The sequence below is a fragment of the Microbacterium sp. No. 7 genome (assembly GCF_001314225.1).
Classification (GTDB): Bacteria; Actinomycetota; Actinomycetes; order Actinomycetales; family Microbacteriaceae; genus Microbacterium.
Window position 1 is genome coordinate 487,603 of the sequence record NZ_CP012697.1, and the last position, 15,151, is coordinate 502,753.

The following is a 15,151-nucleotide window of genomic DNA, read 5'->3' on the forward strand; positions in this document are numbered from 1 at the left end:
ATGCCGGACGACATCGACGAGGAGACGCCGATCTTCGCGATCGCGGCGGCGGCGGAGCTCGCCGGGATGCATCCGCAGACCCTCCGTCAGTACGACCGCCTCGGCCTCGTCGTGCCCGCGCGCACGCAGGGCGGGTCGCGACGGTACTCGCTGCGGCACGTCAAGCAGTTGCGCGAGGTCGCCGCGATGTCGGCCGAGGGCGTGAGCCTGCCCGCGATCTCGCGGATCATCGAGCTGGAGAACCACGTGCGCGCGCTGCGTGCGCGCGTCGGCGAGCTCGAGCAGCAGCTGCGCGACGAGATCGACCAGCGGCGCGGTGCGCGCGTGTTCGCCGCGGGCGCCTCGGGCGCCGTCGTCACGCTGCGCCAGGGGACCCGCGTGCGTCGCGCGACCGAGGTCGTGCTGTGGCGCCCCCACCCGCAGGACGACTGACGACACCGCGGCATCCCTCCCTCCCTCTGATCGATACGCCGCCCGCGGCGGAACCGCCTTCCCCTCCTGCTGGTCGAGTGCTCGCGGCGGAGCCGCGAGCGTATCGAGACCCCTCTAACGGTGCGTTACATGGGTTTCGATACGCCGCCTGCGGCGGCTACTCAACCAGCGGGAGTGTGGGTCGGGCGTGTGGGTGCGTCTCATTCCCGCTGGTCGAGTGCTCGCGGCGGAGCCGCGAGCGTATCGAGACCCTTCTCACGGTGCGTTACACGGGTTTCGATACGCCGCCTGCGGCGGCTACTCAACCAGCGGGGTGGGGCACGGCGGCTCCTCAACCAGCGGGGCGATACGCCGCGACGAAGGCGTCGTAGTCGGCGCGGGAGAGGTCGGCGTAGGCGTACGACCAGTCGACGACCGCGGCCGCGGCGCGGCGGCCGCCGCCCAGGTAGCCGACGACCTCGCCGGCGCGCGGCGACTGCGCGTGCGCCCGCGCGAGCACGGCCGCGCACGCGAGCGCGTAGCGGTGGAAGGGGCCGTCGCCGAGCTGTTCGACGTCGATGCCGTACTTCATGTCGCGGAACTGCCGCACGTAGTAGTCGAAGCCGTCGCGCCGCAGGTAGCCGAGGAACGGGTCCGACACGCCCTGCAGGATCCGCTGCAGCGCCACGACCCGGCCGCCCTCGCCGTTCGCGTCGATGTGCTCGAGCAGCGACGGCGGCTGCGGGCATCCGCCGTGCTCGATGAGCACGCTGCATCCCGCCTCCTTGGTCTGCAGCAGCAGCGCCCGGCCGTCGCCGTCCTCGAGCACCGAGATGTAGCAGCGCGTGCCGACGCTGCCGACGCCCACCACGCGCCGTGCCGTGTCGGAGACCGAGTAGTGGCTCAGCACGAGCCGCACGTCCACCCGCGTCGAGGCCATGTAGGCCGCGACGACGTCGTCCACGGCATCCCGCACCCGCTCGTCGGCGTGCACCATCGTGGGCGGCTGCTCGATGAACCGCAGGCGTCCGTCGTCGCCGCGCTCGGTGAGCTTGCGCGCCGCGCGCTCGCCCGTGCGCTTGGCGGCGCCCTTCATCGCCGCCTGCACGACCTCGCGCGAGCCGTCGTCGTGCGGACCGATGCCGCTGTCGGCGTCGAAGTGCGCGAAGTAGCGCTGCAGCGGCGTCGCGGCGTTCGCGGCCTGCATCGCGCGCGCGTAGGTGTGCACCGTCGCGTGCGCGGCCCGGCGGGTCACGGTCTCGTCGCGGCCCGTCGCCTGGCCCGCGATGACGATGCTCGTCACGAGACGCTTCAGGTCCCACTCGAAGGGCGCCCACGCCGACTCGTCGAAGTCGTTCAGGTCGAACACGAGCGTGCGCTGCGGCGAGGCGTAGAAGCCGAAGTTGGCGACGTGCGCGTCACCGCAGGAGGCGACCTGGATGCCGGTGCTCGGCCCGCGCGCGAGATCGGCGGCCATGAGCGCCGCGGTGCCCCGGTAGAAGGCGAACGGGCTCGCCGACATGCGCTCGACGCGCAGCGGCACGAGCTCGGGCAGGCGCGTCGCGTTCTGCGCGTCGAGGATGCCGAGGGGGTCGCGCCCCGACGTCTCGAGCTCGGCCAGGAGCCGGCGCGGCGTCGTCTTGCGCGCCGCCTCTCCCGCCTCTCGCAGCACGGGGGTCGGCGGGGGGACTGTCCAGTCGGCAACGGGCATGCGCCCATATTGGCAGCTTGCCCTCCCGGGCGTCGCCGACGCGCTCGGGTAGACTCGCCCGCGGCGCTGACCGTGCGCCGCCCCCCGCACGCACAGATAGGCCCCGTACCCCGTGACCGACTCCGCGCCGTCTCCCGCTTCGCTGAAGATCGTGATGGCCGCCGACACGTTCAGCCCCGATGTCAACGGCGCTGCGCGCTTCGCGGAGCGCCTGTCCGCCGGGCTCGCGGCCCGCGGCCACGAGGTGCACGTGGTCACGCCGAGCGTCACGCACGGCAACCACGGCGTGTTCACCGAGCTCATCGAGGGGCAGCCGCTCACGGTGCACCGCCTGCCCGGCTGGCGCTGGTACCCGCACGACTGGCTGCGCTTCGTGCTGCCGTGGATGAGCAAGCACTACGCGCGCCGCGTGCTCGACGCCGTGCAGCCCGACGTCGTGCACAGCCAGTCGCACATCGTGATCGGCCGCGGGCTCACGCGCATCGCGCATCGCCGCGGCATCCCCGTCGTCGCGACCAACCACGTGATGGCCGAGAACGTCATCGACTTCACGACCCTGCCGCCGCTGCTCGACAAGGTCGCGATCAAGCTCGCCTGGGACGACGCGAAGCGCACCTTCGACATGTCGCGCGCCGTCACGACGCCCACGCGCCGCGCCGCCGACTTCCTCGAGCAGACGATCGACATCCACGGCGTCATCCCCATCAGCTGCGGCATCGACAAGCGCAACTACGCGCCCGACCTCACCGAGCGGCCGCGCCGCCGCGTGCTGTTCGTCGGGCGTCTCACGACCGAGAAGCACGTCGAGGTGACGCTGCAGGCGGTCGCGAAGCTCGCGTCCGAGCTCGACATCGTGTTCGACATCGTCGGCGGCGGCGACCAGCAGCGCAACCTCGAGCAGTGGGTGGCCCGGCTCGGCCTGCAGGAGCGGGTGTTCTTCCACGGGCGCATCTCGGAGGAGCAGCTGCGCGCGACGTACGCCAAGGCCGACGTGTTCGCGATCGCCTCGATCGCGGAGCTGCAGTCGATCGCGACGATGGAGGCCATGGCATCCGGCCTCCCCGTCGTCGCGGCGGACGCCGTCGCGCTGCCGCACCTCGTGCAGGACGGCGAGAACGGCTACCTCTTCGAGCCCGGCAACGTCGACGAGCTCGCCGACAAGCTGCGGCGCGTGCTCACGGCATCCCCCGAGGAGTACCGGCGGATGCAGCGGGCCTCGCTCGACGGCATCGAGATCCACGACATCGAGCGCACGCTCGACACCTTCGAGAAGCTGTACCGCGGCGAGCCGGTGTGATGCGGCTGCTGTTCGACGCCCGCTACATCCGCACGGACTTCCACGACGGGATCAGCCGCTACTCGGCGGAGCTCGCCGCCGCGGTGCACGCCGAGGCGCCCGCCCGCGGCGTGCAGGTCGTCTTCCTGATCTGCGACGACGCGCAGCGGGCGCTGCTGCCCGCGGGGGCGCGCGTGCTGCGCATCCACCGGCCGACGGCGCTGCGCGAGCCGCTCACGGCGCTGATGCTGAACCGGCACCGGCCCGACGCGGTGTTCTCGCCGATGCAGACGATCGGATCGCTCGGGCGCCGGTTCCGGCTGATCCTCACGCTGCACGACACGATCTACTACCGGCACCGCACGCCGCCGCGCGACCTGCCCTGGCACGTGCGGCTCGGATGGCGGCTGTTCCACCTCTCGTACGCGCCGCAGCGGCTGGTGCTGAACGCCGCCGACACGGTGGCGACCGTGAGCGAGACGAGCGCCCGCGAGTTCGCGCGCGTGCGGCTCACGATGCGGCCGGTCGTCGTGGTGCCGAACGCGCCGCAGCGGCTCGCCGACACCGGGGCCTCCGTGGTCGGCGGCGCCGAGAACCTCGTGTACATGGGCTCGTTCATGCCCTACAAGAACGTCGAGACGCTCGTGCGCGCGATGCGGCTGCTGCCCGGGCGCACGCTGCACCTGCTCTCGCGCATCTCGCGGGAGCGGCGGGCGGAGCTCGAGGCCCTCGCGGACCCGGGGCGTGTCGTGTTCCACGACGGCGTGACGGATGCCGAGTACGCGGCGCTGCTCGCCGACCGCGCCGTGCTCGTGACGACCTCGCTCGACGAGGGATACGGGCTGCCGGTCGCCGAGGCGCTCGCGCTCGGCGTGCCCGCGGTCGTGACCGACATGGAGATCTTCCGCGAGGTCGCGGGCGACGGCGCGCTGTACGTCGACCCGCACGACCCCGCCGCCGTCGCGGACGCCGTGCGTGCGCTGGACGACGACGAGCGCCGCGCCGCCGTGATCGCGGCCGGCACCGCGCACATCGCGCGGTTCACGTGGCCCCGCTCCGCCGGCATCCTGCTCGACGCCGTCGCGTCGCTCGCGCGCTGAGCGCCCGCCCTTCATTTCTCCAACCGCGGCAAAGTGCGGGTCTCAGGTGTCTGAACTCGCACTCTGCCGCGGTCGAAGGGAAGGCCGTGGGCATCCCCTGGGGGTTCAACCGCGGCGAAGTGTCGGTCGGGAGGCGCTGGACCCGCGTTTTGCCGCGGTTGAGGCCTTAGGGGGGTGGGGTGGGGGCAGGGGTCAGGGGCTGGCGGTCAGGGGAGGCGGCTCCAGTCGGTGGGCTGCTGGCGGTAGCCGTCGCGGGCGACGACGCGGAGCGTGAGGACGACGACGGTGGGGACGAACACCGCGAGGGCGATGAGGGCGATGACGGTAAGCATGGCAGAAACGCTACGGATGCCGGGAAACTGCCACTAGTGGCAGAACGGACTGTATGAGTAGGATTTCTGCCATGGAGTCCGTCGCCTGCATCGTGATCCCCGGGTTCGCACCCTTCGAGTTCGGCGTCGCGTGCGAGGCCTTCGGCATCGACCGCTCCGACCAGGGCGTGCCGAACTTCGACTTCCGCGTCGTGACGCCCGATCCCGGGATCGTGCCGTCGAAGCTGGGCTTCTCGCTCAACGTCGACGCCGACCTGTCGTTCGCCTACGAGGCCGACGTCGTCGTGGTCTCTCCCGTGCCGCACGAGTACTGGGCCGATCTCGACGAGCGCGTGCTCGACGTCGTGCGGCACGCCGCCGCGCGCGGGGCCTGGCTGCTGAGCGTGTGCAGCGGCTCGTTCGTGCTCGCCGCGGCGGGGGTGCTCGACGGACGCCGCGCGACGACGCACTGGATGTACGCCGACCGGATGGCGGCGATGTATCCGCAGATCGACGTCGATCCCGACGTGCTGTACGTGCAGGACGGCCGCATCATCACGAGCGCCGGCACGGCCGCGGGCCTCGACGCGTGCCTGCACCTGCTGCGGCTCGAGCTCGGCGCCGAGATCACCAACACGATCGCGCGGCGCATGGTCGTGCCGCCGCAGCGCGACGGGGGCCAGGCGCAGTTCATCGGATCGCCGCTGCCGGTCACGGCATCCCTCTCGCTCGCCCCGGTGGCCGACTGGGCGCTGCAGAACCTGTGCGGCGAGCTCACCGTCGAGCAGCTCGCCGCCCGCGCGCACATGTCGCCGCGCACCTTCGCCCGCCGGTTCAAGGCCGACTACGGCACGACGCCCGCCGCGTGGCTCGCGCGGCAGCGGATCATCCACGCGCAGCGCCTGCTGGAGCAGACCGACCTCGGGCTCGACGCGATCGCCGCCGACTGCGGCTTCGGCTCCGCCGCGGTGCTGCGCCAGAACTTCGCCCGCACCCTCGGCACGACCCCCACCGCCTACCGCGCCCGCTTCGCCTGCGTCGACGCCGCCGCATCCTGACCCCCGGCCCCGCTGTTCAGCGCCCCGCGCCCCTCCCGCGCGAGACGGTGGGCTTCCCGCCGAGGTGGTGCCTTCTCCGCCGAGATGGTGGGTTTCTCGCCGAGACAGTGGGCACCATGTCGCCGAGAATCCCACCATCTCGCGGGGCGTTGGGTGCGCGGGGGCTTGCGCCACCGCGGGGGCTCGCACCTGGCGGGGCTCGCACCGGCGGGGCTCACACCGCCGAGGGCTCGTAAGTGAGCGGAACGTTTGCTGGGGGAAACGTGTGCTCGCGCGGAGTGAAACACGGGATGCCTACCGTCGGAGGTCAGCGACGTCCCCACCGTGGGGCGCCGTGACACCGACCCAGGGGAGCGCCATGAGCACCGAGACCTCACCGACCCGCATCGTCGTCGCGGGCGCCGGGATGGTGGCCCACCGCTTCGTCGAGAGCCTGCTGAGCCGCGGCGACGCCGCCGTGCAGGTCACCGTCGTCGGCGAGGAGCGACGGCATCCCTACGACCGCGTCGGCCTCACCGGCTTCTTCTCCGGCGCGACGGCCGACGACCTCACCCTCGACCCCCGCGTGTTCGACGACCCGCGCGTCGTGCTCGAGACGGGCGACCCCGTCGCCGTCGTCGACCGGCACCGCCGCCGCGTACGGCTCCGCAGCGGGCGCCGCCTCGAGTACGACACGCTCGTGCTCGCGACGGGATCGTACGCCGCGCGCCTCGCGCTCGACGGCTTCGACCTGCCGGGGTGCTTCGTCTACCGCACCCTCGACGACGTCGAGGGCCTGCGCGCCTTCGCCCTGCGCCGCCGCGCCGAGCTCGGCCGCCCCCTGCGCGGCTACGTCATCGGCGGCGGCCTGCTGGGCCTCGAGGCCGCGGGCGCGATGCAGGGGCTCGACGTGGAGCCCACGATCGTGCAGTCGAGCGACCGGCTCATGTCAGCGCAGCTCGACGCGCAGGGCGGCGCCGTGCTGCGGCGGCTCATCGAGGCGCGCGGCATCGACGTGCGGCTGGAGACCATCACGACCCGCGTCGACCCCGACCGCAGCGGCAAGGTCGCGGGCCTGCAGTTCAAGAACGGCGACTACGCGGATGCCGATGTCGTGGTCTTCACGGTCGGCGTGCGCCCGCGCGACGAGCTGGCCCGCGACGCGCAGCTCGACTGCGACCCGCGCGGCGGCGTCGTGATCGACGCCTCGTGCCGGACGAGCGACCCCGCGATCCTCGCGATCGGCGAGGTCGCGAGCTTCGAGGGCATGGCCGTGGGCCTGGTCGCCCCCGGCTACGCGATGGCCGAGGTCGCGGCGACGCGGCTGCTCGGCGGCGAGGCGACGTTCCCCGGCTACGACCTGTCGACCAAGCTCAAGCTCTCGGGCGTCGACGTCGCGAGCTTCGGCGACGCGTTCGGCGAGACGCCGGGCGCGCTCGACGTCGTCTACTCCGACGCCGTCGCGGGCGTGTACAAGAAGCTCGTGCTGTCGGATGACGCCAAGACGCTGCTGGGCGGCATCCTCGTCGGCGACGCGTCGGCGTACGGCTCGCTGCGCCCCCTCGTGGGCGGCGCGCTCGGCGCCGACCCCGCCGTGTACCTCGCGCCCGAGTCGTCGGGCGAGGCGCCGCAGACCGAACTGCCCGATGCGGCGATCGTGTGCTCGTGCTCGAGCGTCACGGCGGGGCGCATCCGCGAGGCCGTGCACGAAGAGGGATGCATGGATGCCGGGGCCGTGAAGGCCTGCACCAAGGCTGGCGCCACGTGCGGCTCGTGCATCGTCATGGTCAAGAAGATCGTGGGCCAGGAGCTCACGAAGATGGGCCAGACCGTCTCGAACGCGCTGTGCGAGCACTTCGACATGTCGCGCCGCCAGCTGTTCGACGCCGTGCGCGTCGCGGAGCTCACGACCTTCAGCGCCGTCATCGAGCGCTTCGGCCGCGGCCGCGGCTGCGACATCTGCAAGCCCGCGCTCGCCAGCATCCTCGCCGTGCTCACGGGCACGCACGTGCTCGACGGCGAGAACGCGACGCTGCAGGACACGAACGACCACGTCATGGCCAACCTGCAGAAGGACGGCACCTACTCGGTCGTGCCGCGCATGGCGGGCGGCGAGGTCACCCCCGAAGGCCTCATCGCGGTGGGCGAGGTCGCGCGCGACTTCGGCCTGTACACGAAGATCACGGGCGGCCAGCGCATCGACATGTTCGGCGCGCGGCTGGAGCAGCTGCCCGACATCTGGCAGCGGCTCGTGGATGCCGGTTTCGAGTCGGGCCACGCCTACGGCAAGTCGCTGCGCACCGTGAAGTCGTGCGTCGGCTCCACCTGGTGCCGCTACGGCGTGCTCGACTCCGTGGGCATGGCCGTGCGGCTCGAGCTGCGCTACCGCGGCCTCCGCGCCCCGCACAAGCTCAAGCTGGGCGTCTCGGGCTGCGCGCGCGAGTGCGCCGAGGCCCGCTCGAAGGACGTCGGCGTGATCGCGACCGAGAACGGCTGGAACGTCTACGTCGGCGGCAACGGCGGGTTCACGCCGCGGCACGCGCAGCTGCTCGCCGAGGGGCTCGATGACGACGCCCTCATCCGCACGATCGACCGGTTCTTCATGTACTACATCCGCACGGCCGACCGGCTGCAGCGCACGGCGCCGTGGATGGAGGACCTGGAGGGCGGCATCGACGGGCTGCGCGCGGTGATCTTCGACGACCGCCTGGGCGTGTGCGCCGACCTGGATGCCGCGATGGCGCGCCACGTCGAGGGCTACGAGGACGAGTGGGCGGCGACGCTCGCCGACCCCGAGAAGCTGCGCCGGTTCCAGTCGTTCGTGAACGCGCCGCAGACGGCCGACCCGTCGCTCGCGTACGTCACGGAGCGCGGCCAGATACGCCCCGCGAGCCCCGAGGAGCGCGAGTCGGTGCGCATCGCGGGCGCGACGCTGGCGGTGCGGCGATGAGCGCCGCGTGGGTGAGGGTCTGCCCCGTCGACGCCCTCGAGGTCGAGCGGGGCCGTGCCGCCCTCATCGACGAGACGCAGATCGCGCTGTTCCTGCTGCGCGACGGCTCCGTGCACGCGGTGTCGAACCATGACCCCTACAGCGGTGCGCACGTGATCTCGCGCGGTATCGTCGGAACACGGGGCGATGCGCCCACGGTCGCGTCGCCCATGTACAAGCAGGTGTTCGACCTGCGGACGGGCACGTGCCTCGATCCGCAGGGCAAGGAGCCGAAGGCCCTGCGCGTGTGGCCCGTGGCGCGACGGGGCGACGACATCTACATCCGGTGGGAGGCGGCGCGATGACCACGATGATCGGCGTGTCGCTCGCGGGCCGCGAGGTGCTCATGGTCGGCGGCGGGCCCGTCACGGCGCGGCGCCTCGCCCGGTTCCTCGACGACGGGGCGCACGTGCGCGTCGTCGCTCCGGAGCTGTGCGACGCCGTGCGCGCGCTCGTGCGACGCAGCGATGTCGCGTGGACGCCGCGGCGGTTCCGGCGCGGCGACGTCGCCGGCGCCTGGCTCGTGCACGCCGCGACGGGCGACCCGCGTGTCGACCGCGACGTCGCCGCGGCGGCCGAGCGGCGCCGCGTGCTGTGCATCACGGCATCCGACGGCGCGCGCGGCACGGCGCGGCTGAGCGCGCAGACGGCATCCGGCGACGTGATCGTAGGCGTCGTGTCGGATGCCGGTGTCGACCCCCGTCGCTCGGCGCGCGTGCGCGACGCGATCGACGGCCTGTTCACCGAGGGGCGCCTGCCGCTGCGGCGCCGGCGCAAGACCGCGGTCGGCCGCGTCGACCTGATCGGCGGCGGTCCCGGCCCGGGCGACCTGCTCACGGTGCGCGCGCGGCGGCTGCTCGCCGAGGCCGACGTCGTGGTCGCCGACCGGCTCGGACCCGGGTCGCAGCTCGTGGGCGAGCTCGATCCCGACACCCTCGTCATCGACGTCGGCAAGAGGCCGGGGCACCACCCCGTGCCGCAGGACGACATCAACGCGCTGCTCGTGCAGCACGCCCGCGCGGGCAAGCGAGTGGTGCGCCTGAAGGGCGGCGATCCGTTCGTGTTCGGACGCGGCGGCGAGGAGGTGCGGGCCTGTGTGGGGGCCGGCATCCCCGTCGAGGTCGTGCCCGGCATCTCGAGCGCGATCGCCGTCCCGCAGGCGGCCGGCATCCCCGTGACGCATCGCGGCGTCGCGGGCGCCGTGCACATCGTCAACGGGCAGGCGGCGCTCACCGCCGCGACGCTCGCGGCGCTCGCCGACCCGGCGACGACGACGGTCGTGCTCATGGGCGTCGCGGCCCTGCCCCGTCTCGCGCAGCAGGCGCTCGCGCACGGCGCGGCGGCCGACCGGCCCGTCGCGATCGTGGAGAGCGGGCACACGCCGCAGCAGCGCACGACGCACACGACCCTGGGCTCCGCCGTCGCCGACGCGCGCGCCGTCGGGGTGCGCAACCCCGCGGTGATCGTCGTGGGCGACGTCGCCCGCGCCGGGCTGCTGCTGCCCGAGTGGTCCCGCGAGGACGCGGGATCGTATGCGGGCGGCGGCCCGTATGAGGGCACCGGGTGAGCCGGGCCGCACCGCTGTCCGACGCGCTGCACGGCTGCACGATCGTCATCGCGGTGGACCGGCGCGCCGGCGAGCTCACCGCGGCGCTCGAACGGCACGGCGCCGTCGTGCGCCGCGCGCCCGCGCTCACGATCGTGCCGCACATCGACGACGAGGCGCTGCTGGAGCGCACCCGCGAGCTCATCGCCGACCCGCCCGACGTCGTCGTCGCCACGACGGGGGTGGGGTTCCGCGGCTGGGTGGATGCCGCCGTCGAGGCCGACCTGTTCGACGGGCTGAGCGAGGTGCTGTCGGGCGCGCGTCTCATCGCGCGCGGGCCCAAGGCGCGCGGCGCGATCCAGCAGGCGGGGTTCACGGCCGACTGGGTCGCCGAGTCGGAGACGGCGGCCGAGCTCGGCGAGTACCTCGTGGCGCAGGGCATCGCCGGGGCGCGCATCGCCGTGCAGCACCACGGCTCGGGCGCCGACGGCCTCGACGAGCTGTTCACGGCGCACGGCGCCGACGTCGTGAGCCTCACGGTGTACCGCTGGGGGCCGCCGCCCGATCCCGAGCTCGTGCGCCGCTCGGTGCTGCAGACGGGCGACGGCGAGGTGGATGCTGTGCTCTTCACCTCGGCGCCCGGCGCCGCGCAATGGCTCGCCGAGGCCGACGAGGCCGGCGTGCTCGAGCGCATCCGGCGCCGCGCCGCGACCGGGCGGCTGCTGCTCGCCGCGGTCGGCCCGATCACGGCGTCGCCCCTGCTCGAGGCCGACCTGACCGTGCTGCAGGCCGAGCGCGGGCGGCTGGGCTCGCTCGTGCGCGGGGTCGTCACCTACTTCGGCGGCGGCGCGGCGCCCGTGCGGGTCACGGCCGCCGGGCCCCTGCAGGTGCGCAGCGGCGGGGTCCTGCTGGGCGGCCGGTTCATCGCGCTGTCGCGCACCGGCGTGAACGTGCTCGGCGCGCTGTTCGACGCCGCCGGGGGCGTGGTCTCACGCGCCGACCTGCTCGACGTGCTGCCCGGCTCGGGCCGCAACGACCACGCCGTCGAGATGGCCGTCGCGCGCGTGCGCGAGGCCCTCGGCGCCGGCGTCGTGCAGACCGTCATCAAACGCGGCTACCGCCTCCACACCGACGACTGAGCCCTGGTCCCCACCCCGAAGCTTGGGGTTCTCTCTCCCCCCGCCCCCGCTGGTTGAGTAGCCGCCGCAGGCGGCGTATCGAAACCCGTCTAACGGTCCGTGGGACGGGTCTCGATACACTCGCGGCTCCGCCGCGAGCACTCGACCAGCGGGACGGGACGCACCCGCAACCCACCCCCGCACCCGCCTCCGCCCCACACACCCCCGCTGGTTGAGTAGCCGCCGGAGGCGGCGTATCGAAACCCGTGTAACGGGCCGTTACACGGGTTTCGATACGCGCGCTGCGCGCGCTACTCAACCAGCGGGGCGGGGGCGGCGACCGCCGCGCCGCTCAGCCGTGCGCGCCGACGCGCTCGGCCGCCCGCTCCGGGGCGGGCTTCGCCGCCGGGGCGGCGAAGCCGCGCGGGGTGCGGGCCGGGGCGGTGCGGCCGTGGGTCACGTAGAGGGTGAGGCCGACGAACGTCAGGCCGCCGACGAGGTTGCCGATCACGGTGGGGATCTCGTTCCAGATCAGGTAGTCCCACAGGGTGAAGTCGGCGCCGAGCAGCAGACCCGAGGGGAACAGGAACATGTTCACGATCGAGTGCTCGAAGCCCATGTAGAAGAAGAGCATGATCGGCAGCCACATGCCGAGCACCTTGCCGACGAGGCTGTCGGACGCCATGGCCATGACGACGCCCGTCGACACCATCCAGTTGCACAGCACTCCGCGGATGAAGAGGGTGAGCATGCCCGCCCAGCCGTGGTCGGCGTAGCCGACGGTGCGGCCGTGGCCGATCTCGCCGATCGCGAGGCCGACCTCGCTCGGCGGGCTGGAGAAGCCGTAGGTGAAGTAGATCGCCATGAGCACGGCGACGAGGAACGCGCCGACGAAGTTGCCGACGAACACGAGGCCCCAGTTGCGCAGCACGCCGCCCGTCGTCGCGCCCGGGCGCTTGTCGAGCCAGGCGAGGGGCGCGAGCGTGAACACGCCGGTGAGCAGGTCGAAGCCCATGAGGTAGAGCAGCACGAACCCCACGGGGAAGAGCAGGGCGCCCAGCAGCGGCTGTCCCGTCTGCACCGACACCGTCACGGCGAACGCGGCGGCGAGGGCGAGGATCGCGCCGCCCATGATCGCGCGGATCACGGTGTCGCGGGTGGACATGAGGATCTTGCTCGCGCCGGCATCCACCATCCGGGTGACGAGCTCGGCGGGTTTCACGTACGACATGGGACCTCCGGGGGAGCGATGACAGTAGACCCAGGATGCTGCGCCCGCGTTTCCCCCGCGTGCGACGCGTGTTGCCGCACGCGAACACTTCGCGCACATCCGACGGATGCCACAGTGAGGTGCGACGTGGTAAAGTTGAGCCATAGCGACTCAAGTTTGAACCGCGAGAGATTTCAGGAGAACGAATGAACGCACAGCCCATGCCCGGGCAGGAGGAGCAGAAGAGCGCCCTCGAGCAGTTCGGGATCAACCTCACCGACCGCGCCCGGCAGGGCAAGCTCGACCCCGTCATCGGGCGCGACAGCGAGATCCGCCGCGTCAGCCAGGTGCTCACGCGGCGCACCAAGAACAACCCCGTGCTCATCGGTGAGCCCGGCGTCGGCAAGACGGCCGTCGTCGAGGGTCTTGCCCAGCGCATCGTCGCGGGCGACGTCGCCGAGAGCCTCAAAGACAAAGAACTCGTGAGCCTCGACATCTCCGCGCTCGTCGCGGGGGCCATGTACCGCGGGCAGTTCGAGGAGCGCCTGAAGAGCGTGCTCAAGGAGATCACCGACTCCGACGGCCGCATCATCACGTTCATCGACGAGCTGCACGTGCTCATGGGCGCGGGCGGCGGCGAGGGCTCGGTCGCGGCATCCAACATGCTCAAGCCCATGCTCGCGCGCGGCGAGCTGCGCCTCATCGGCGCGACGACGCTCGACGAGTACCGCGAGTTCATCGAGAAGGACGCCGCCCTCGAGCGCCGCTTCCAGCAGGTCTACGTCGGCGAGCCCTCGGTCGAGGACACCGTCGCGATCCTGCGCGGGCTCAAGGGCCGCTACGAGGCGCACCACGGCGTGACGATCAGCGACAGCGCGCTCGTGGCCGCGGCATCCCTGTCGAACCGCTACATCCCGAGCCGTCAGCTGCCCGACAAGGCGATCGACCTGATCGACGAGGCGATGAGCCGGCTCAAGATGGAGATCGACTCCAGCCCCGTCGAGATCGACCAGCTGCGGCGCCGGATCGACCGCATGCGCCTGGAGGAGCTCGCCCTCAAGAAGGAGAAGGATGCTGCGTCGAAGGAGCGCCTGGGCAAGCTGCGCGAGCAGATGTCCGAGGCGCAGTCGGAGCTCGACGCCCTCGAGGCGCGCTGGGCGCGCGAGCGCGCGGGGCTCAACCGCGTCGGCGACCTGAAGAAGAAGCTGGATGCCGCGATCACCGAGCGTGACCTCGCGCTGCGCGAGGCGAACTACGCCAAGGCCTCCAAGCTCGAGTACGAGACGATCAAGGGCCTGCAGGAGCAGCTCGCCGAGGCCGAGCGCGCCGAGGCGGACCCGTCCGAGGAGCGCATGGTCAACGAGCAGGTGACCGACGAGGACATCGCCGCCGTGATCGCCGCGTGGACCGGCATCCCCGTCGGCAGGCTGCTGCAGGGCGAGAGCGAGAAGCTCGTGCACCTGGAGGCCGAGCTGGGCAGGCGCCTCATCGGCCAGAAGGATGCCGTGAAGGCCGTCTCGGATGCCGTGCGCCGCTCGCGCGCGGGCATCAGCGACCCCGGCCGTCCGACCGGATCGTTCCTGTTCCTCGGCCCCACCGGCGTCGGCAAGACCGAGCTGGCCAAGGCGCTCGCCGAGTTCCTGTTCGACGACGAGCGCGCCATGGTGCGCATCGACATGAGCGAGTACGGCGAGAAGCACTCCGTCGCCCGCCTCGTCGGCGCCCCTCCCGGATACATCGGCTACGAGCAGGGCGGCCAGCTGACCGAGGCCGTGCGGCGCCGTCCGTACTCGGTCGTGCTGCTCGACGAGGTCGAGAAGGCGCACCCCGAGGTGTTCGACATCCTGCTGCAGGTGCTCGACGACGGACGGCTCACCGACGGCCAGGGCCGCACGGTCGACTTCACCAACACGATCCTGATCCTCACGTCGAACATCGGCTCGCCGATCCTGATCGACCCGACCCTGTCGCTGCAGGTCAAGCGCGAGCAGGTCATGGCGCTCGTGCGCCAGGCCTTCCGCCCCGAGTTCCTGAACCGTCTCGACGACGTCGTGATGTTCCAGGCGCTCTCGGAGGACGACCTCGCCCAGATCGTGGAGCTGTCGGTCGACGCGCTGCAGCGCCGGCTGCGCGATCGTCGCCTGACGCTGGCGGTCACGCCCGACGCGCGGGCCTGGCTCGCCGAGCGCGGCTACGACCCGCTGTTCGGCGCCCGGCCGCTGCGCCGGCTCATCCAGTCGGAGATCCAGGACCGCCTCGCGATGGCCCTGCTCTCGGGCGGCGTGCGCGACGGCGACCTCGTGCGGGTCGACGTGGCCGCCGACGGCTCGCAGCTCGTGCTCACGGCTGCGACGCCCCCGGCCGCGGAGCCCGCGGCATCCGCCGGCCCCGACGAGGACGACGTGATCGAGGCCGAGCTGCTGGATTGACGCGTGTCGGCAT

General features: G+C 72.5%; 12 protein-coding genes. 9 read left to right on the top strand and 3 right to left on the bottom strand.

Translation table 11 applies throughout. The features are described from left to right. Positions 1-432 carry a heat shock protein transcriptional repressor HspR gene (locus AOA12_RS02180; protein WP_054679524.1) on the top strand — a complete coding sequence of 144 codons (432 nt, stop codon included), beginning with the start codon at positions 1-3 and terminating at the stop codon, positions 430-432. Positions 433-763: 331 nt separating this feature from the next. On the opposite strand, the gene AOA12_RS02185 is transcribed toward AOA12_RS02180, so the two are convergent. Further along, the gene (locus AOA12_RS02185) at positions 764-2,122 is read right to left on the bottom strand and encodes a DUF2252 domain-containing protein (RefSeq protein ID WP_054679527.1); all 1,359 of its coding nucleotides are present in this window, start codon (positions 2,120-2,122) and stop codon (positions 764-766) included. 112 nt (positions 2,123-2,234) lie between these two features. Here AOA12_RS02185 and AOA12_RS02190 point away from each other — a divergent pair, with 112 nt between their 5' ends. Continuing rightward, complete coding sequence (locus tag AOA12_RS02190; RefSeq protein WP_054679530.1) at positions 2,235-3,419, top strand: glycosyltransferase; 1,185 nt, start codon at positions 2,235-2,237, stop codon at positions 3,417-3,419. Continuing rightward, a complete protein-coding gene (locus tag AOA12_RS02195) occupies positions 3,419-4,498 on the top strand; it encodes a glycosyltransferase family 4 protein (RefSeq protein WP_054679533.1) in 1,080 nt (359 codons plus the stop codon). The genes AOA12_RS02190 and AOA12_RS02195 overlap by 1 nt, the downstream gene beginning before the upstream one ends. Positions 4,499-4,704: 206 nt before the next feature. Here AOA12_RS02195 and AOA12_RS24005 read toward each other — a convergent pair whose 3' ends face one another. Continuing rightward, complete coding sequence (locus AOA12_RS24005) at positions 4,705-4,830, bottom strand: hypothetical protein (protein WP_257720151.1); 126 nt, start codon at positions 4,828-4,830, stop codon at positions 4,705-4,707. A gap of 71 nt (positions 4,831-4,901) precedes the next feature. On the opposite strand from AOA12_RS24005, the gene AOA12_RS02200 reads away from it, so the two are divergent. The 5 genes from AOA12_RS02200 (at position 4,902) to AOA12_RS02220 (ending at position 11,520) form a co-directional block, all read left to right on the top strand. Then, the gene (locus tag AOA12_RS02200) at positions 4,902-5,867 is read left to right on the top strand and encodes a GlxA family transcriptional regulator (protein WP_054679537.1); all 966 of its coding nucleotides are present in this window, start codon (positions 4,902-4,904) and stop codon (positions 5,865-5,867) included. Positions 5,868-6,225: 358 nt separating this feature from the next. Continuing rightward, complete coding sequence (nirB, locus tag AOA12_RS02205) at positions 6,226-8,796, top strand: nitrite reductase large subunit NirB (RefSeq protein ID WP_197281034.1); 2,571 nt, start codon at positions 6,226-6,228, stop codon at positions 8,794-8,796. Beyond that, positions 8,793-9,140 carry a nitrite reductase small subunit NirD gene (nirD, locus tag AOA12_RS02210; protein WP_054679540.1) on the top strand — a complete coding sequence of 116 codons (348 nt, stop codon included), beginning with the start codon at positions 8,793-8,795 and terminating at the stop codon, positions 9,138-9,140. The genes nirB and nirD overlap by 4 nt, the downstream gene beginning before the upstream one ends. Further along, the gene (gene cobA / locus AOA12_RS02215) at positions 9,137-10,402 is read left to right on the top strand and encodes a uroporphyrinogen-III C-methyltransferase (RefSeq protein ID WP_054686748.1); all 1,266 of its coding nucleotides are present in this window, start codon (positions 9,137-9,139) and stop codon (positions 10,400-10,402) included. Before nirD ends, cobA begins: the two co-directional genes overlap by 4 nt. Then, the gene (locus tag AOA12_RS02220; protein WP_054679544.1) at positions 10,399-11,520 is read left to right on the top strand and encodes a uroporphyrinogen-III synthase; all 1,122 of its coding nucleotides are present in this window, start codon (positions 10,399-10,401) and stop codon (positions 11,518-11,520) included. Before cobA ends, AOA12_RS02220 begins: the two co-directional genes overlap by 4 nt. 331 nt (positions 11,521-11,851) lie before the next feature. Here AOA12_RS02220 and AOA12_RS02225 read toward each other — a convergent pair whose 3' ends face one another. After that, the gene (locus tag AOA12_RS02225; RefSeq protein ID WP_054679546.1) at positions 11,852-12,730 is read right to left on the bottom strand and encodes a formate/nitrite transporter family protein; all 879 of its coding nucleotides are present in this window, start codon (positions 12,728-12,730) and stop codon (positions 11,852-11,854) included. 185 nt (positions 12,731-12,915) lie between these two features. On the opposite strand from AOA12_RS02225, the gene AOA12_RS02230 reads away from it, so the two are divergent. Next, complete coding sequence (locus AOA12_RS02230) at positions 12,916-15,138, top strand: ATP-dependent Clp protease ATP-binding subunit (protein WP_082405865.1); 2,223 nt, start codon at positions 12,916-12,918, stop codon at positions 15,136-15,138. The last annotated feature ends 13 nt before the right edge of the window (positions 15,139-15,151 follow it).